At 32.6% G+C, this 19551-nt stretch carries 19 protein-coding genes and 1 pseudogene; 19 read left to right on the forward strand and 1 reads right to left on the reverse strand.

Features of this window, described 5'->3' with window-relative positions:
- Nucleotides 1–827 precede the first annotated feature (827 nt).
- The 19 genes and pseudogenes from MKX39_RS06795 (at nucleotide 828) to MKX39_RS06885 (ending at nucleotide 18262) form a co-directional block, all read left to right on the forward strand.
- Complete coding sequence (locus MKX39_RS06795; RefSeq protein ID WP_340768867.1) at nucleotides 828–2654, forward strand: T7SS effector LXG polymorphic toxin; 1827 nt, start codon at nucleotides 828–830, stop codon at nucleotides 2652–2654.
- A 13-nt stretch (nucleotides 2655–2667) separates the two neighbouring features.
- Entirely contained in the window at nucleotides 2668–3276 is a 609-nt protein-coding gene (locus tag MKX39_RS06800; protein ID WP_340768868.1) for a hypothetical protein, read from the forward strand.
- A gap of 84 nt (nucleotides 3277–3360) precedes the next feature.
- A pseudogene (locus MKX39_RS06805) lies at nucleotides 3361–3812 on the forward strand (endonuclease V); the annotation flags it as partial.
- A 74-nt stretch (nucleotides 3813–3886) separates the two neighbouring features.
- Entirely contained in the window at nucleotides 3887–4354 is a 468-nt protein-coding gene (locus MKX39_RS06810; protein ID WP_340768869.1) for a hypothetical protein, read from the forward strand.
- A 687-nt stretch (nucleotides 4355–5041) separates the two neighbouring features.
- Nucleotides 5042–5293 (forward strand): hypothetical protein, encoded by a 252-nt coding sequence (locus tag MKX39_RS06815; RefSeq protein WP_340768870.1) that lies wholly within the window; start codon nucleotides 5042–5044, stop codon nucleotides 5291–5293.
- Nucleotides 5294–5625: 332 nt separating this feature from the next.
- Complete coding sequence (locus tag MKX39_RS06820) at nucleotides 5626–5808, forward strand: hypothetical protein (RefSeq protein ID WP_340768871.1); 183 nt, start codon at nucleotides 5626–5628, stop codon at nucleotides 5806–5808.
- Nucleotides 5809–6249: 441 nt separating this feature from the next.
- Nucleotides 6250–6642 (forward strand): hypothetical protein, encoded by a 393-nt coding sequence (locus MKX39_RS06825; protein WP_340768872.1) that lies wholly within the window; start codon nucleotides 6250–6252, stop codon nucleotides 6640–6642.
- 254 nt (nucleotides 6643–6896) lie between these two features.
- On the forward strand, nucleotides 6897–7169 hold the full coding sequence (locus tag MKX39_RS06830) for a hypothetical protein (RefSeq protein ID WP_340768873.1): 273 nt from the start codon (nucleotides 6897–6899) through the stop codon (nucleotides 7167–7169).
- A 2-nt stretch (nucleotides 7170–7171) separates the two neighbouring features.
- Nucleotides 7172–7423, forward strand: a complete 252-nt coding sequence (locus MKX39_RS06835; RefSeq protein ID WP_251553862.1) for a hypothetical protein — start codon at nucleotides 7172–7174, stop codon at nucleotides 7421–7423.
- Nucleotides 7424–8336: 913 nt separating this feature from the next.
- Entirely contained in the window at nucleotides 8337–9185 is an 849-nt protein-coding gene (locus MKX39_RS06840) for a polysaccharide deacetylase family protein (protein WP_340768875.1), read from the forward strand.
- A gap of 16 nt (nucleotides 9186–9201) precedes the next feature.
- Nucleotides 9202–10071 carry a nitrilase-related carbon-nitrogen hydrolase gene (locus MKX39_RS06845; RefSeq protein WP_340768877.1) on the forward strand — a complete coding sequence of 290 codons (870 nt, stop codon included), beginning with the start codon at nucleotides 9202–9204 and terminating at the stop codon, nucleotides 10069–10071.
- A complete protein-coding gene (locus tag MKX39_RS06850; protein ID WP_340768879.1) occupies nucleotides 10068–11111 on the forward strand; it encodes a sugar ABC transporter substrate-binding protein in 1044 nt (347 codons plus the stop codon). The genes MKX39_RS06845 and MKX39_RS06850 overlap by 4 nt, the downstream gene beginning before the upstream one ends.
- Before the next feature lie 15 nt (nucleotides 11112–11126).
- A complete protein-coding gene (locus MKX39_RS06855) occupies nucleotides 11127–12656 on the forward strand; it encodes a sugar ABC transporter ATP-binding protein (RefSeq protein WP_340768880.1) in 1530 nt (509 codons plus the stop codon).
- Nucleotides 12649–13650, forward strand: a complete 1002-nt coding sequence (locus MKX39_RS06860) for an ABC transporter permease (protein WP_340768881.1) — start codon at nucleotides 12649–12651, stop codon at nucleotides 13648–13650. The genes MKX39_RS06855 and MKX39_RS06860 overlap by 8 nt, the downstream gene beginning before the upstream one ends.
- Nucleotides 13650–14390, forward strand: coding sequence for an SDR family NAD(P)-dependent oxidoreductase (locus MKX39_RS06865; protein ID WP_340768882.1), 741 nt, complete (start codon nucleotides 13650–13652; stop codon nucleotides 14388–14390). The genes MKX39_RS06860 and MKX39_RS06865 overlap by 1 nt, the downstream gene beginning before the upstream one ends.
- Nucleotides 14391–14425: 35 nt before the next feature.
- Nucleotides 14426–15181, forward strand: coding sequence for an SDR family NAD(P)-dependent oxidoreductase (locus tag MKX39_RS06870; protein ID WP_340768883.1), 756 nt, complete (start codon nucleotides 14426–14428; stop codon nucleotides 15179–15181).
- Nucleotides 15135–16550 carry a sensor histidine kinase gene (locus MKX39_RS06875; RefSeq protein WP_340771364.1) on the forward strand — a complete coding sequence of 472 codons (1416 nt, stop codon included), beginning with the start codon at nucleotides 15135–15137 and terminating at the stop codon, nucleotides 16548–16550. Before MKX39_RS06870 ends, MKX39_RS06875 begins: the two co-directional genes overlap by 47 nt.
- A gap of 38 nt (nucleotides 16551–16588) precedes the next feature.
- Nucleotides 16589–17902 carry a response regulator transcription factor gene (locus MKX39_RS06880; RefSeq protein ID WP_340768885.1) on the forward strand — a complete coding sequence of 438 codons (1314 nt, stop codon included), beginning with the start codon at nucleotides 16589–16591 and terminating at the stop codon, nucleotides 17900–17902.
- Nucleotides 17903–17920: 18 nt separating this feature from the next.
- Nucleotides 17921–18262: a hypothetical protein gene (locus MKX39_RS06885; RefSeq protein ID WP_340768886.1), complete on the forward strand. Its 342-nt coding sequence runs from the start codon at nucleotides 17921–17923 to the stop codon at nucleotides 18260–18262.
- 379 nt (nucleotides 18263–18641) lie between these two features.
- Here MKX39_RS06885 and MKX39_RS06890 read toward each other — a convergent pair whose 3' ends face one another.
- A complete protein-coding gene (locus MKX39_RS06890) occupies nucleotides 18642–18881 on the reverse strand; it encodes a hypothetical protein (RefSeq protein WP_340768887.1) in 240 nt (79 codons plus the stop codon).
- Between the last annotated feature and the right edge of the window lie 670 nt (nucleotides 18882–19551).

Below are 19551 nucleotides of genomic sequence, written 5' to 3' on the forward strand. Positions count from 1 at the left end.
AAACGTTTTTAAATTCGTCACACATCGGTCACGTAACACTAATTTTCACTTATTTTAAAGGTTATAAATGAAATTGAAAAAAGCCTGAAACCGTTGAGGTTAAAGGCTTTTGAATAGATGGTCCCGACTGGTATCGAACCAGCGACCCCCTACCTTGTCGAATTTGTAACCCTTATATAACCTGGTTAAATTGAATTCGATTAGGTTAAATAAGTCTGGTTTAATAAGGTTGTAGAGACAGTGAAAATCATTTCAGTAAAATAAGATCGGTACAAAAAATTAATTATGCGGACAAATTGCGGACAAAAGAGTAAACAGGTGGTCTGTATTACTCATTTAATGAAAACAGGTTACGACAGTTTTAATAATAGCTAATCGGTAAAATGTCTTAATTACAGTATTGCCTTTGTCGTATATGTCTTATAGACTTTTTAAAATAGAATCCCCTTTAATCCATTGCTAACATCCTTTAGATTCTCGCGTTTTAAATAACAACTTTTACAATCCCATAGTAAGATTCCTCATCAAAGATGATTTTATTAATGATGATAGTACTAAATAAAACTCCGTATTCACTTCTATCTATACAACCACTGTTTTAATTTGGTAGTAGTTTAATAGTCACGGTTAAAAAAATTATATTAATCCCTAAGAATTGTTTTATTGGAAATGGTAACTTCTCTCTTTACCTTCTTGTTTAAAAATGGAATATTATAACTATTGGTAGTTTACTAGAGGGGGAGAAGAATGTTCACCTGTGGGGTATTATTGTACAATAAAGAATATTGCGAAGTAGTTATTTCCAAAAGCTTAATGGGGAAAAGTCTATGAAAGTATTAGATGTAGATTTATTTCAAGAAGGGCTACAACGAAACATTACTATGTTAACCAGGTTAAGTACTGAAATAGAAGAAATCCACCGTGCAGTGGAGGAGTTAGTTCAGATGGAGGATCAATTAAAAGGAGAAGGAGGAAATGCCATTCGCTCCTTTTATGAGGAATGTCATTTACCATTTCTCCAATTTTTCCAGTTGTTTTCCGTACACTATCAACAAGTCCTTCACCAAATGGAAGCAGCACTTTACTCACTAGAACCTGATTCTTTCGGTTATATACTCGAAACATTTCTAGAGGGAGAACTGGAACAGGGGCTTACAGAAATTGGCCAACTGACGGCTAGTTTGACGGATGAGACAAACGGTATTATGGACCAGGTGAGCGATATTGTCGGCCTGCCGCATTTAGATGATAGCGGAGTGCAGGAAGGAGTCATTAGTTCTAAGAGAAAACGTGACGATACTATCTCGCAACTTTATGAATTTGATGCAACTCAAACGAATGCATTACAAACCATTGAACAGGATATGCAGACAATGGAAACTTGGCTCTCGGATTTAGAGGGGATGTTTGAATCTGGACTAACAGATATTCATTTCCAAACAGAAAATTGGGGAGTTTTGACTTCTAAAAATAATTTGAAGACAGAATTGGCGTATCGTACATCTCCGATAGCTGGACTTTCCAACTTATCAAATAGAGAAAATCAGTTGACGACTATGCTCCAGGCATTTACAACTGGTAGTGGTCCAATACGATTTGGCTATGGGGGGTTAATTAGCATACACCATCCTTTTGTTGGTACAGATATGATTGCCTTATCTTGTCCTAGACCAGAGGTCAATGGAATGGAACAAGAAGATATTAATCAAAACCCATTCGTCAAATCCTTCCATAGTTTCAAGGGCATTGCTCAAGACTTTTGGAATGGGGTAGGTATACGCCGTGAAAATGCACTAGATTCTCCATATGATTTTGTAAACTATTGGACTTTCGGAGCTACAGATGGGATTTTGTCTGGAGCCAAAGAAAGAAAAGACAAGATGTTCGAATCGAAAAGCGATTTTGCTAATTATGCTACATTCGGTTTTAGTGGCATGGTTAAAGAAGCAGTCTCCCCGGAAGAATCTTTTTCAAAGGAGCATTGGCTAAATAGCTTTGGATTAGCTGGGAGTATTTTTGGAGTTGGAAAATTGGTGCCATCGCCAGGTAAGAAATCTGGAACTGCTGCAGTGGACAGTAAAGTGATAGATGTGACTGACAGTACAATTGAAAATGGTATTGGTAAAACTGGAGAAGGAATTTCTAAGGGTACGGGTAATATTGGTAAGGAAGCTAGTGAAGCTGGCAAACATGTAGTGGACGTGAAAATCCCTGAAAATATGAAGAAATGGGATTATCCACCTAGTGACGAATTATATAAAAAATATGAGAATGTATATAAGAATCCAAAATATTATAATCAAAAAACAGGAGAAATTCATTGGCCACCTAATGATGGATTTGTTTCGGGAACTCAAAAAGTGGAAACATTACAACCTGGAACGGGATTGGATAGATATGGTAACCCGGCAGGTTCCTTTTTAGCTCCTGAAAGCGATTCGTTCCCAAGTAGAGCTTTGGCTCCGCATAGTGAACAAGCGCCTTATTATGTTTATGAGGTTATAGATGATTTTGAAGTAACTTTAGGGAAAATTGCTCCTTGGTTCGATCAGCCAGGTGGAGGAACACAAATTATTAAATATAAATCTAATGGTCGACCATACTCTATAGAAGAATTAATTGAGCTTGAAGTTATTAAACAAATAAACTCATAATGGAGTGGTAAATATGGACTTAATTGGTATATACAATTTAGTAGAAACCGAATTTAAAGTGATTAAAGGGGAAAAAGATATTATTTATGTTGCACCAGTAAGTGGAGAAGATTATCCTGAAGCTATTGTTAAGTTAACTTTCAATGAAGTAAATAATCAGTATGAGCTTTTTGAAATTGTTAGAGGAAAAGAATACAAAGTAGATGTATTTTCAGATAAATATAAATCAGCATTGGCTTTATATATTTTTTCGAAAAGTAAGTTAGAAGTAAGAAAATATGATGAAAATGTTCAAAATGAGATTAAAAATGCAACATCATTAACCGATATTCAAAAGGTATTCAAAACTTTTTCAGATGAACAGTATTATTCTTTTTATGCACTTAAGCCAGACCGAATAATTTTAGAAAAAAGCACAAATGATAGATATAATGTATTATTTTTAGGAAAAGGTGATTCTAAGATTTATATAGATAAATCTAGGAAGTTAAATAGTGCCGCTGTTGTTCTATATAATTTTTCTTTTAAACTAAGCCAATTTTATGATCTAATTAATATGATTGAAGTAACAACGGATTCTGATTTTATGGCAACTCTAAAAGAATTATATCTTTTGGGGTGAAAAATGCAAATATATATTTTTTAAATTGTTGAAAAAGCAGGTTGATGCCATTACATAGATAGAGCCAGCTCTGAGAGAGCTAGTTATATTTCAGGTTTTCTTGCATTTCGTGAGTTGCCTTTGATTAAGGAGGCCGCAAAAGAACTCAATAAGCAACCAGATATTTATTTGTTTGATGGGAATGGATACTTACATTATCGACACATGGGTATTGCCACACATGCTTCTTTTTATTTAGATAAACCAACAATTGGTGTAGCAAAAAGTTATTTGAAGATTAATGATGTAGATTTTACTATGCTGATAATCAAGAGGGATCCTATACAGATATAATTATAAATAATGAAATATTTGGTCGAACTTTAAGAACAACGAAAAATGTAAAACCTATTTCATGTGGTAATTGGATTGATTTAGAGACAAGTACTGAAATTGTCATGAGATTGATTAATAAAGAAAGTCGGTTACCTATACCTGTTAGATTAGCAGATCTGGAGACGCATATAGTGAGGAAAAAACTACAAGATCACTTATAAGTTACATTAAAACTTAGTCAAGGTTTTAATGTAACTATAGAGTCATGGGGAGAATTTTAATAGGGAGATATTAAATGGGTAAATATTCCACTTACAATAATAAAAATTATCCAGTAAATATTCGTAATGATAAGTTCAGATTAAAGAGTAAAGAGCATGAAAGTGGATTTAAAGAGCTAATTGATCTAGGTGGAATTATTCACTCTGATATCTTTATTAAAGAAGTAACCTTAGATGAGATTGATTTATTATTTGAATTGAAATATAAGATAATTTACAAAGGAAAAGAATATGATCCTTTTTCGACTGGAGAACTGGTGATTAATAGTGGGGAACTTACTTTGTTTAGTAGTGATTACGAAGATTATGAAAGTAACGGTTTTATAAAAGTAGAACAGTTTGTTTTTAAGAAACAAGTTAGTATTGATGAGATTGATGCATTAGTAGAGGTTATAGAGCCAGTATTGGAATTCAACAAATTTCCGAAAGAAAGAAAAGTAGTACCGAGTAATCAAATTGAAATGTATTTTAGACAATTTTAGTTCAAACATGAACATTCCTATTTTCCCATTTGGTTACTGTAATTGATGATAAAGTAATAAGGTGATTTCTAGATATGAAATTTGATTTAAGCTTCAATAAAATCTACTTACAATTTTGTCTAACTAGAAGAAAAAACCTAGAAACATTGATATGTCAATGTTTCTAGGTTTTTTGATCCAACCACTATTGAACAGGATATACAGACTATGGAAACTTGCCTTAACAATCTAGAGGGAATGTTTAAGTCTGGAGTATCAGATATCCATTTTAAACAGACCATAGCTCAACCTTGACTTCTAAATTGGTTATTTAAAAAAACAACTTCAAGGTATGAAGGAATTTTTGATAATGAATCCTATTTTAATGCTATTGATACCAAAAAAAGTGGAAGTATTGAAGAGTTGAATAAAATTGTAAGGACTAATGCGCAGAATCCAATTTCTAACTTGGATTTTATTGATTTTCAGGCCATTACCACGATTTTCAAGATAATGTGAAAAAAGTAATTGGAAATACTGATGCCACATATGGTTTGAAAGATACTGCTGTTCCGTGGAAGTAGGGTTTTTCAGGAGAAAGATATTAATGGATGGAGAGCAGAGTAGAGTAGAGTAAATTGTAACACCATTAAATGCTGAAATGTTAGAAAAAATCGGAAGCATTCCGAAATACTAGGGGATAATAACGTGACAAAGCAAGAGTTTCTAAATAAATTTGAATCTGAAAAACTAAAATTAGGTGAATACATTATTATACTGGATAAGATATCAAATGCTCCGCTTGTAATTGGATGTGCATTTGATCAAGGTATGTGGAAAGTTTATAAAACAAAAGAACGTGGAGGTCACTATATAATTAAAGAAACTGGTAGTGAGAATGAGGCGTTTGATTTTTTTTATGAATTAGTATTAAGTGCACATAATAGACTTCTGAATTAATGTTTTTAAAGGTGGCTATTAAGCATGGTTGTGTTCATTACCTTACCACCAGCTGAAGTCTAAATCTCACTAAACCTCAACCATTAAAAATATGGAAATCCTTGTGAGAATAATCTTAGTAGTTGTTATGACAGGGATTTATTCCTGGACCACTTGCTGAACTAGGCAATAATCCTGCTTCTAACTTTACAAGTGTATTTTATAGAGCTGGTACAAATGATAACCCTTATGGATAGTGGTTTACTGAAGAAGCTCCTGTTTCTGTAGCACAGGTCAGAATTGATTCTTCTGTTAAACTACAATGGATAAATCTTAAAACGGGTGTTTTGGAAGTGACTTCTCCTCTTGAAGCGGTTTATGAAATAAAAATACTAGAAGGTACAACTGTTTATACTGGTCCAGTTGGGTATCAAGGTGGTATTTATTTGGGAGGACAAAATAATATCCAAACGTTTGTTCAAAAACCCTGGGATATAGATAATTTAGAAATATTAAATAAGTTACCTTTGAAATGAGGGAAATAAATGAAAGAAACAGTTCAGCTCAACAAAATATCATTATTATTGAAATAATTATTAGAAGTTTTAATGAAATATGGACATAGTAACAGTCATCTTCATAGCAATCAAATAATAAATATTCTATCAATCATCGATGATAAAGAATATGATATAAATAATAAAGTGGAAGATATACACTATTTTATAAATAGGTTATATATGCCAAAATCTGGATTAGATTAGTTTTACGTTAGACCTGATTAAACGAGCGATTCCAAAAATATAAATAAAAGACTTAGTAAAATTAAAGAAGAACTTTATATTCTTATATAGATGTTAGAGTCTTGTTTGATCCAAGCGAAACTAATGCACACTATATTATTGAAAAAGGTAATAAGGTTATATCAATATTTAACGGTAGAGAATTTATTTCAGAAGATTAATGAGGTGAATAATATGTTGAAAAAGGGTTTATATGGAATTTATAAGGGAGTAGAGTTTAGAATAACTGTTGATATGGATAATAATTTAAAAATCATGACTGACAAGAAAGAAAAAACAGATTCAACATTTGAAGATACTTACCAAAGTGGAGTTTACACTAAGATAGTGAAACCGAACGAATTAGTGGATTGTGTAAGTGTTACTCCTTTTGGAATTATTAAAGGGGAGAAAGTCCAAATTCTACAAGAAAAAGAAAACAAATATCAAGTTGCCACTGGTGCTTTACTAGTGGGAAGTAATCTAAATCTGCCAAGAATAGATAGAGATTCCTGGCTTGGTTGGGTATCAAAAGGTGAGGTTAAGCTATTTGAAGAGATAACTCCTATAAATCCGGAAGACTTATAATGAGTGTTTAAAATCTAGAAATACTACAGTGGATGGTACAGAAATAGATGAAATGAAAATGTGACTAAAGTAAAAGAAATATTGGTATTGGTAAGACTGGTGAAGGAATCTCTAATCGTACTGATAAAGTTCAAACTGGGGGCAGGGAACTTTCAGTTGATGAATATCTAAAGCAACTTGATAAAGCAGAATAGATGTATGAATCCTTTAGAAAATCCAAAACTGATGTCCAGTCTATTGCTAAGAGTACTAGAATGACCGAACAGCGAGTACAAAGTATAAAAGAGCATTTATTTATAAAAGAGCACATAAAAGAACATGGAATCGGACGCTTTGAATCAGATTCTCAAATTGAACAAGCATGGGATAGGTTTCAAAAAGGTACTTATAACAAGAATGATATTGATTTACTGAATCATGAACTTTTTGAATCAAAATTTGAAGGAATATTCAAAACAGATTACTGTACCGCACACGATAAAACAGTTGAATCTGGGCTTCCGTGGTATCCAGCAGAGGAGGAGTAAAAATGGCTTCGTATGTTTTACTATTAAAGGAATATGAAGATGATGAAACTGTAGTTTACAAATTTGGACCTAATGAAGAGATTATGGGTAAAATTGAGTTAAATAAAATAACCAGAAAGTTTTCAGAGTTAGAAAGTTTACCTGATCAAAATATTCCCTCTAAGTTTTATTTTGATCGAGCTGCTCAAAGATTGGCAGTTTGCCTTGTAAGAGAAAATGGTATATTTCCAGATAAAACAGCTTTTGAGTCATAATATAAAAAAACCTTGTTGGGTGGAGGGCACTGACTATAATTTTTGAGACAGGAATAAAACACCCTATCATGCAGCCAATTGACGGTATTGAACCCGCGATCGATTGGCGCCAAAACCTGAATGAAATAATATTCATTTTTAAATAATGGTATAAGAAAATCTAGTGGTCATATTTAATAATAGATTATTTTTCAAAAAGCTCTAAACAAATATAGAAAATAGCTTGATCGAATATGGGATTGTGACTTACAATTGTCCACCTAATGAATCTTAACTTTAAACGAAAACAGTCAATAAAAATCCCATCTATTTAAATTTAGATGGGATTTTAATGATGGATGTACTTTTAATCAACATGCACTAATCGCCTTTGAAGAACTTAATTATATCATAGTAAACATTTTAAGAACATACGTATGGAATTGTACAATTTTAGTGTATCCAAGGTATTATTTAATAATGTAAGAAATTAGATAGTTGAGCGGGTTAAGGTCATTTTCTTCAGCTGTCTCTACAATGGTCATGAACCATTCCTACAGAATATCGCAATACCTAAAAATATTAATTATAAGATAGGAAAATGCCCACATGTTTGACTAGTTGATCATTATTTTGTGCTTACGATTTTAACAAAGTAACTAATTACTCCCCTTCTGATTTACAGGCGGGGAGTATTTGTTGCTTACGATTAAATTAAATTAATGCAAGAAAAAAGTGAAAAATATAATAAAGGACGTTAATGGAGTGTTTTAATTGAATAATTATTTTCATTACCCTAAACTTTTTGATCTATATCGTTTTTGAAGTGAAATTGCAAACATCTACTTTTGAAAAACATCTTTTCTTTAAAAAAGTGCAATTTTCAGAAGAATAAGAATATTGTATACTCGTAAAAAACGAGGAGGTAATTAGTATGCAAACAAATGGAAAAGTAAAAATCCCGGAAGGAAAAAGTGTAGCTGTAAATATTGGGGTAGACTTTGATGCTGCTTCGGTATGGTATGGAACATTTAATAAAATATCACCTGCATATTTAGCTAGAGGGGAATTTGGAGCTGAAGTAGGTGTACCAAGACTTCTAAATCTTTTTAAAAAGTATGATATCCAAACTACATTTTGTATCCCTGGCCATACTGTAGATACTCATACAGAAGTGGTTAAAAGAATAATTAGTGATAAACATGAAATCTGTCATCATGGGTATGCACACGAAAACCCAACAGACATGTCATTTGAAGAAGAAGAAGCTATTTTATTAAAGGGACTAGAGGCATTAAAAAGAGTAGGTGTAACTCCGGTGGGTTATCGCTCACCAGCTTGGGATTACAGTCCAAATACTTTGAAACTATTAGAAAAGCACAATTTTAAATATGATAGTAGTTTAATGGGGAATGACTTACATCCTTATCGCCCACGTGAAGTGGAAGTGGATTTTGATAAAGGGAATAAATTTGGGGACCCAAGTGATGTTATTGAAATCCCAGTTTCATGGTATCTAGATGATTTCCCTACACAAGAATACGTTATTGGTGGCGGAGAAGGTATGAGATCTAATACAGAAGTATACGAGCGTTGGAAATCCATTTTTGATTACGCTGTAAATAATTTAGAAGGTTCTTGTTACGCATTAACGGTTCATCCACAGACAATAGGGCGAGCACATAATATTCAAATGCTTGAAAACTTAATCATTTACATGAAAGAAAAAGGCGCATGGTTTACGACTTTAGAAAATATCAGCAAAGCTTACTACGAAAATTAATTCGGAGGTGAATTAGATGGATGTAAAAATTGCAAATGTTCAATTTCCGTTTAAAAAGTATGAGAGTTTTATTGATTTTGAGAATCAAATTCTAGGAATCTTTGAAAATGTACCAAAAGATTGTGATTATGTATTGTTTCCGGAATTAATGACAATTGGATTGTTAACAACATTTGATGGGTACGAAAACTTTACGAGTGCAGATAATGATAAATTGCACATATATCTTGAAGATTACATTACATTATTTAATTCTATTTCAACTGAAAGAAAACAAGTAATTATTGCTGGATCGACGGTTGAAAAAGAGGGCGAACAATACTATAACACTGCCTACATTTTTAATGGGAAAGGAAGTTATGTTAAACATAGAAAGACACATATTTTCCCTGCTGAAGCAGAATGGAACGCGAAAGAAGGCGATGTGTTAGAAGTGTTTGGTATCGGACCAGCAAAAATTGCAGTGGCGACATGTTATGAAATTGAAATCCCAGAGATTTCCACTATTTATAGTAGAAAAGGTGCTGAAATTATTTTCTGTCCTTCTTATACGTTTACGGAACATGGTTTCTGGAGAGTTCGACATTGTGCGGAATCGAGAGCTATCGAAAATCAAGTTTACGTAGTTCATTCCCCGATTATTGGAAGTATAGAAGGGCCGGTAGAGCCGGGGTTCGGTAAATGTTCTATTATTACGCCATGTGAGCCGCCATGGGTAGCCGATGGAATAGTTATTGAAAGCCAACTGGATAAGGAAGATGTACTAGTTACGACATTAAACATTGATACACTTTATGATAGAAGAAAGAACGGGGTAGCCACTACTTATAATGATCGATTAAGAAGAAAAACATTATTCCAAAAATATGAAGAGGTGATGAAATGAGAAAACCCTTATTATTTTTTCTAACAATGGTACTTTTAGCATTGGCTGCTTGTAGCAATACCGGTGAAACTGTAAACACTTCTGGACCTGCAAAAAACGATGACCAAGAAGAGTCTACTGATGAGGGTAAAGGAGATATCACAGTTGCTTACTTCTCAGCCGGAGCAAGTAACAATTATTTACAAACAGGAATTCAAGAAGTAGAAAAAGTAGCTACTGATTATGGATGGAAAGTTGATGTTTATGATGGGGGATTTGATCCATTAACACAATTAAATCAAGTTCAAAATGCTGTAGCACAAGATAAATATGATGCCTTTTTAATCGAAGCGGTAGATGGAAATCAACTATGTGATATCGTACAAAGCCAAGTACTACCAAAGGGCATAGCGGTATCTGCTATCAATATTGAACTATGTGGAGCAATTGATGAAGCAGCAGAAGGAACACTAACTTTCGTAGGTGGTCAAGGTGTAAATATATATGAAGACATCTATAAAAATATTGATGAAAACAATCCTGATGGAGGAAAAATTGCTGTTATCGGTGGTCCATCTACAGGTACACCATACCTAAATAACATTAGAGGGATGGAATCAGTTATTGCTAATAATGATAAATGGGAAATTGTTGGCCCATTCTCTACAGACTACACAGCTAACCAAGCATTTCAAGTAGCTCAAAATACGGTTCAAGCGAATCCGGATTTAAAAGTTATTTTTTCAAACTATTCAGGGATGACAAATGGAGTTGTAGAAGCAGTGAATGCGGCTGGTAAAAAAGGAAAAATCAAAATTTATGACTTCGGTGGCGATGAATGGTCGTTTAATGCAATTAGAAATGGTGATATTCAACAAACAGTAATCATGCTACCGAAAGAAGAAGTTCAACGTGGTATGGAAGCAATAAAGTTACATTTTGAAGACAAAGAAGTACCAACATTCTACGATTTAACAACAGAAGATATTCTTCCAGGTACACCTTATGTAAATCTGGAGAATATTAAAGATTTTGAAGCAAAAGGATTACCTGAATACTAATGTGAGGTGGATATTATGAGTAGAGATTCAAACTTTATCCTCATTAAGAACTTGTCAAAGAAGTTTGGGGATTTTTACGCAAATAAAAACATTAATATCTCTATTCCCCAAGGCGATTGTCATGCATTTATTGGACAAAACGGTTCAGGGAAATCTACACTCATAGGTATGCTTTCTGGCAGGATCGCTCCATCAGAAGGGCAAATTTTCATAGACAATGGGGAACTTCATTATGGAGAACCTCATATGTCTAGGGAAATAGGGATAGCTACAATTTTTCAAGAGTTAACGATAATACCAGAAATGACAGCGTTAGATAATGTATTTCTTGGCTTTAAAAAAGATTCTAAACTTTTTGTAAATAAAAAGCTTAGAATCCATCGATTTAACGAACTTGCTGAAATGTTAAATACAAAAATTTCCCCTAATACACTGGCTAGCAGCCTATCAATTGCAGAGCAACAAACGCTCGAAATTATGCGTTGCTTAAATTTAAACTCGAAAATTTTAATTTTAGATGAACCAACATCATCTTTGGCACAGTCTGAAAGGGATGCACTTTTAGAAACATTGTTAGGTTTGAAAGAAAGGGGCATAACAATTATTTATGTCAGTCATCATCTTAATGAAATCATGCATATTTGTGATTCATTCACAATTCTAAACAGTGGGAATGTAATTGAACATACAACAATTGAAGGCTGGACGAAAGAAAGCATCGTTCATAGCATGCTTGGTGAAGAAGTAGACAGCGATTTTAAAAAACTATTAGATTACGAATATCCTCATCAAAAACCTTTTGACGAAGTGTTATTTGCGGTTGAAAATTTGTATAGCTTTGATTTTCTAAAGAATATTTCATTTCATATTAAAAAAGGTGAAATTTTAGGATTAGGTGGGTTAGTTGGATCCGGGAGATCTGCCATAGCAAGCACTTTATATGGATTAGGAATGAAAGTGCAAGGTAAAATGATTTTGGAGAACAAAGAGTTTAATTTACCCAAATCACCTAGAGAAGCAATTAAACGAGGAATTTTGTTAGCTCCGGAGGATCGAAAGAAGATTGGTCTCCATTTAGACTTAGAAGTCCATGAGAATGTAAATATGATTGATCTTCCAAGAACGGGGAAGGCTATATTCTTCTCCAAAAAGAAATCTAAACAGTTAGCAAGAGAGTTTATAGAAGATTATAAAATTACAAGACCCATTGAATCACGTGTGAAAAACCTTTCAGGTGGAAATCAACAGAAAGTTTTATTATCCAAAGTGACAAGTGTGAGTCCAAAAATATTAATCGTAGATGAGCCGACAAGAGGAATTGACTTAGGTGTAAAACTTGATGTGCTAAGAAAATTAAAGGAATTAGCATTAAAGGGCGTTAGTATTATTGTCATTTCATCCGAATTGGAAGAAGTCGTAGCGGTAAGTAACCGGATACTAGTTATCTCTCAAGGAGAGATTGTGAATGAGTTAGAAGGAAAGGATATTTCTGTTAATAAAATCATCGAATCTGCATTTTTAGAAAGGAGTGAAGTACATGGCTAATAATATCCTACAACCCGAATCAGTCAAACTATCCCAATTGAAACAATTAAACTTCAAAACGTTATCTTTAAAATATGGGGTAGTCGTGGCTTTTCTTGTTTTAATGTTAACATCGTCCTTTTTATATTCGGGCTTTCTAAATCCAACAAATATTTTCAATATGCTTAGCCAGCTTGCAATTATAGGAATTATGGCTGCAGGTATGACCTACGTCATGATTACAGGTGGTTTAGACATGTCAGTTGGTGGTATTTATGCCGCTACAGCAGTTGTAGCTGCTAGTTTAGTTGATACTTCATCTATCTTAGTAGCAGTCTTAGTAGGATTATGTGTTGGTTTAGTGTCAGGTTTAATTAATGGGATTCTAGTGACAAAATTTAAGGTTCCACCATTTGTTGCAACGTTAGGAACAGGTTCTGTTTTCACAGGATTTGCATTAGTTTATTCCAATGCTCAACCATTTTTTGTGAAGAATCAAGATTATAAATTTTTTGGATCAAATTATATAGGTGTTATCCCCGTATCTGTCATAATAATGTTCGTAATATTCGTAATCCTAGGTGTTGCGTTAGCTTATACATTATACGGTAAATCCCTTTATGCGGTTGGAGGAAACAAAGAAGCAAGTCATCTAGCAGGTTTAAAAACAAATCGACTAATTTTAAGTACTTATATGGTTTCAGGTTTATGCGCATCGGTTAGTGCAATTATTTTATCTTCCAGATTAGCTCAAGGGCAAGCCAATGTTGGTGCCTCTATCACTCTGGATGTTATTGCAGCGGTTGTTATTGGAGGAACTTCTTTATCGGGGGGGCAAGGGGCAATTTGGAGAACGTTTATCGGTGGCAGTATATTAATTATGATTTCAAACGTACTTGATAGTCTTTCTATCAGTAGTTATTGGCAACAAATCTTTAAGGGTTCCATTATCATCATTGCAGTTATGATCGATTTTTATGGTAGAAATTATCTTCAGAATAAAGGGGGATCCTAATGAGATTAAAAGACAAGGTTGCAATTATTACAGGTGCAGGGAATGGGCAAGGTTTGGCTGAAGCTAATTTATTTTTGGATGAAGGTGCTAAGGTAGTAGCTACAGACATTAACCTAGAAAATTTAAAAGCTTTGGAAAAAGAATATAAAGGCAATTTAATTGTTCTTAATCATGATATTTCTAAAGAAAATGACTGGGAAAACGTAATTAGTAAAACTGTCGAACAGTTCGGAAGTATTGACATTCTGGTTAATAATGCAGGTGTTCCATCTAGAGCTTCTGTGCAGGACGAAACTTTACAGGGCTGGGAACTAGTAATGGATGTTAATTCAACTGGAACTTTCCTTGGTATTAATAAATGTTCAAAAATCATGATTAAACAAAGGTCTGGAAGCATTGTTAACATATCTTCTGTATATGGAATTATTGGAGAAAAGGGTTACGCATCCTATCATGCCTCAAAAGGTGCTATTCGAAGTCTAACAAAGGCGTCCGCTCTAGATTTAGCTGAATATGGAATTCGGGTAAACTCGGTACATCCTGGAATGATAGAGACTGAAATGACGAGAGACTTGTTTGAAAATGAAGAAAAATCAGTTTGGATGAAGGATATCACACCGTTACCTGCATTAGGAAAACCTAAAGATGTTGCTTATGGTGTACTTTATTTAGCCAGCGATGAAGCTAAATTTGTTACCGGTAGTGAATTAGTTATTGATGGTGGTTGGATTGCTAAGTAGAGCCAAATAAAAATTAACTTATAAGGTGGGATTGAATGCAAGAATGCGTGATTATTACAGGAGCTGCAACTGGAATCGGAAAGGCAACTTTAAACAAATTTCAAAGTGAAGGTTATATGGTAATTGGATGTGATATAAACGTCGAAATAGGTAGAAAATTAGAATTTGAATTTGGGGAAAAAGTTATTTTCTTTGAATTGGATGTAACAAAAGAAGAAATGTGGGATAATCTTAAAAAATATATATTAGAAAAAAACTATCAAATTAAAGCATTATTTAATAATGCTGGTATATTTATAATGAATAGTATAGGAGATACTACTGAGAAAGAATTCAATGATATGTTTGATATTAATGTCAAAGGTTGTTTTTTTGGTCTGAAATATATTGCCCCTATTTTATATGAACAAAAATCTGGATCTATTATCAATGCATCCTCTAATGCGGCTTTATTTGGTGCCAAAGGATTAGGTATATATGGTGCAACTAAAGGTGCTGTAAGGACACTTACAAAGAATGCAGCTATGGAATATGCCCCTTACGTTAGAGTGAATTCCATACATCCCGGGTATATTCATACTCAAATGATTGAATATGCAGCGAAACTATCAAATAAAGAGCCAATTGATCAAGCAAAATATGTTCCGCTTAAAAGACTGGGTAATACAGAAGAAATTGCAGAATTAGTATACTACTTAAGTAGTGATAAAGCTTCCTACATTACAGGAAGCGAATTAGTAATTGATGGTGGTGTTGCAGCTGGTCAATCAATCTGGGAAGAAGAAACTTAAAATAATATTAGGTGGTGAGAATATATATTTACCAATTAAATATAAATATATAATCTTAACCACCTTAGTTTTTATAATACCTTATATTATTTTCATGTATGGTTATATTGTTCAGACGGAAACTCAACAAAAGGAATTATACATTAGAAATAAATTGGAAACGTTGGAGAAAACAGATTATTTATACTCAAGTTTAAGTTTATCTAAAGGTAGCTTTAACGAAAAAGTGTATCATGAGTTTTTAACATCAAGTTTAGATGGATATTCAGACATAATTATCTTGGGTGAAAATAGAGAAGAAATTCATTTCACTAATAATAGTCATATTGTAAATAATCCCGAGTACTTTAATGGTTTAGATAAATCTCGATTTAATTCATATGAAATTGAATATCTCAATGTTCATAGAGTGTTGATGTATTCTTATAATGTCAATGCAAAAAAATATTACATAATCGTTGAGCCTACTAAAAACGCATTAAATGGAATTAAAAAGAACACTAAAAACATTATAATAGTCATTGTTTTATCTGTACTTTTATTATTAGCAGTAATGTATTTGTATTCTAATAAAATCAGTTCAACGCTATATTTATTAACCGAAATAATAAAAAACTATCGAAGTAAAAATATTCTTTTAAAATCAGATATTAAATCAAATAGAATTTTCTATGATGAGCTTTATAAAATTGAAAATGAGATATATGAAACTATAAATTATTTAATCGAAAGAGATAATAAACAAACAATGGTGTATTATAAATCAAAGCTTGAAAATCTACAAAATCAAATTAACCCCCACTTTTTATATAACACATTGGAAAACATTAATCAGTTAGCAATGATGAATGACATAGAAGAGATCTCGAAATTGAGTAGAGGTCTGGCAAGTTTATTTAGATATAATACCGAAGATCGAAAAAATATCACTACGGTAAATAAAGAACTTTATATTATTTCAGAATATATCAATATTATGAAAATAAGATTTCCGAATATTTTATATAATGTTCATATAGAAGACGAGTATATAGTAGATTCGGAAATGTTAAAGTTTACATTGCAGCCATTGGTAGAAAATATCTTTAAACATCAATCAATAAGTAAAGATTTTGAAATAAATATATCTGTTGTAGAAAAAAATCCCCATAGAATTATTGAAATCTACACTAACCAGACCATTAATAATGTATTAGATATTAGTAAAATCAATAGTTCTATAAATAGTGAAAAAGAAGATGATGGGGCTGGGATAGGTTTGTATAACGTTAATAAAAGGATCCAACTACATTATGGAGAGGATTATGGAATCTACCTGAAATTCAGGGATAAAGGAATCCTTGTCACTACGGTATTATTACCAATTTAATTAATCTAAAACTTCAAGACCAAGGGGCTAAACTAATTATGAATTTATTTATACTAGAAGATGAAGCTTTTATACGTGATGGTCTTGTGTTTTATTTTAAAAAGAACTTCGGTGAAGAATTGAATATATTCTCTTTTTCAAATGGAGAAGAATTGATTAATACTACTAAAGATTTTGCGCCTGATATAATTATATCTGATATAAACCTTCCAGGAATAAATGGTATTGATACAGTACGTTCTATTCAGGAACAATTCGATTTCAAAACTATATTTCTCTCTGGATATAATGACTATAATTATTTAAGATCTGCTATCCATTTAGGAGTAGAGGATTATCTTTTAAAACCTGTTGATTACCTTTCTTTAAGGAAAATAGTTTTATCTTATATAAATGATAAGCATAGTAGTATATATGAGGAAAATAAGTGTTTCTTAATGAAAATGATTAACAACACCTATTTTAAGGATGACATAACAGGAAATTTAAAAGATCTAGAATATAAGAATTTTCACGTGTCACTACACTCATTTTATTCTGATTCTAAGTTACCTAATAATTCAATTTCTTACTCTATCCCTTTATTTGATGAAGAGATCATCATTGTAAATTCTATTAATAAGTTAAATTGCTCTTGTAGATATTGCTTTTCTTTAAATAAGGAAAATATTAAATCTATATCGAAAATTGTTAAGGATTTAATTCTGCTTAAAGATATTCACACGAAGCAAAATGGATTATATAAAAAATTTAATGATTTATTTATTAATTTTAATAATCCTAATGAAATAAGGATGTTGCTCTCTAAAATAAAGAATTCAACGGATATGAAACAAAAGTCAGATATTATTCTTGTATTTCTTATTCAATATATGAGTAATTTCAAAGATTTAAGTAACTTTGACCTTTTAAAGAAGATCGCAAATCTATCTTCTCAAAACTATTTAAATAACGAAGATATAGAGACGATTATTAATAATTATGTAACACCTTTAATTTTAAATCTGTCAAAAGATTCTTCGATAGATAGTTTGTTTATAAAGGAAGTAATTCAATTTATTGAATTAAATTTTACAAATCCAGAATTAGACTTGAATTATCTATCTTCAATATTCAATAAAAGTAGTGCCAATCTGAGTATTATAATAAAAAAAGCACTGCAGAAAAACTTTGTTTACTATTTAAATGAGTTGAGGATTGACAAAGCGAAGCATTTGTTAGCAGAAACCAAAGTTAAAATAAATGATGTAGGGCGAGAAGTTGGTTTTAACAACGACGAATATTTCTCAAAGGTTTTCAAAAAATACACTGGAGTAACACCTCTAAAATTTAGAAACATTCATATTATCTAATATAATAGAGTATTAAAATTGTTTCAGACTATCATTGAAATCCAATTAAGATACATCTGGGATACAAGGAAGCGTAATGATGTAATGGATCAACTCACAGCTTATCGAGATAATTTTTATTCGCAACACATCTATGCGATTTCGTTTCCAGGTATTTGGCGGTCATTTAGAGCAATTCAAGAAGTTTGGGCGGTCTATCCGCAGCACGAAAATAACAGGAAAATAGTAAAACCACGCAATATGCGATTAGTAGAATTAACCCAAAATATCGATAAAGAGCCTTTTGTGACTCAGTTAAAAGAATCCTTTGAAGATATACAGCGCACTTGGAGAACGTTAAGAGAGGTCAATAGTAAATAAGGAAAGCAGAAGTTAAATTCGAGTAACCAGTTCAGTTGTCTGAAGAAACTTTTTAAAAATATTGAAATTAAATGAAAATTATTGGTTCCAACTTTATTTTTATTTATGCAAAACTTCATAGCCCTTGAACCCGCAATTTAAAAGAAGTAGAGGTTTCAACTTTTTTTGTACTATACAATTTTTGTTAAATGACAACAAAGTAAGGTACTGACATTTTCAATAGAATAATTCAAATCAAAGCACGACCCAAGTTTTATTGGGTCGTGCTTTTTAATATATGGGCTATCATTTAATATACTTATTATAGCAACCTAAAGGAGACAGTTGTTTTGATGTCTAAACGGAAGAAAAACAAAGAAAATGAAAGTGAAAATGGTCGTTATTGTATATAAACTTGTTCGTTACCTTTCAATTTATTAACTACTCCGCCATTAAACTCCAACCACTTTTCCTTTTCTCGCTCCACTGCTCGATTTTGCCATTCAAACCAAACGTATGAACATTCACTACAATGACTCTCTACACCACTATTATTGTGCAGATCTCTACGTATAAATAAAGTCCTTTTGCGACAGCAGTAGCAATAAATTATTTTATCTTCACTTTTTTTAATTATCATGAATATTACCTCCAATATACTATATTTATTGTCTATTATTTGGTTATTTATTCTATAACAAATAAATTTATTAAATAAATTGGTTATGTTAAAGGTAAGGGTTGATTTTTCATGAGGAGGTATTGTTTGTGAAATGTTACACTTAAACTAACGAAGCAGTTGTGCGGCCGAGCCTAGGTCGTATCATATAGCGGGTGGGATTCCCGTCGAGAAAGAACTAGCCATTCACTCGTAGCGAGTCTTGGGGGGCTAATGGTAACATTAGCCTTTAAGCGTAGACAGTTAGGTGGCGGGCCGAAAGCCAACTGGTTGAAGGGATTGAGCTCCATAATGTTAGTAAATCGAGAGGGCTGATGCCTTAACTGCGGTAGAAAGCTACATTTTATCCTTCGCTAATGGCAAAAAGGATAAAACCTCTCTGGGGTCAGAGACCTTGGCACGTTACACATGGATATGATACGGCAACTCGGGAGACCCTACCGGTCTTTTCTTTTTTTTTAGAAGAGTATGGTGTACAAGCGATAATAAGCAAGGAAGCCAAATGCCGTTGTAGGGAGTCGGATAGCAGCGTAGTACCAATGAAGTTGGGTAATGCCGATGGAGGAAAGGCTGCTACCAAGTTATCACCCTTACTAGGGACACATTTACTACACGCGGAGGTAGGGATAAT

It is taken from the genome of Psychrobacillus sp. FSL K6-1464 (genome assembly GCF_038003145.1).
GTDB classification, from domain to species: domain Bacteria; phylum Bacillota; class Bacilli; order Bacillales_A; family Planococcaceae; genus Psychrobacillus; species Psychrobacillus psychrotolerans.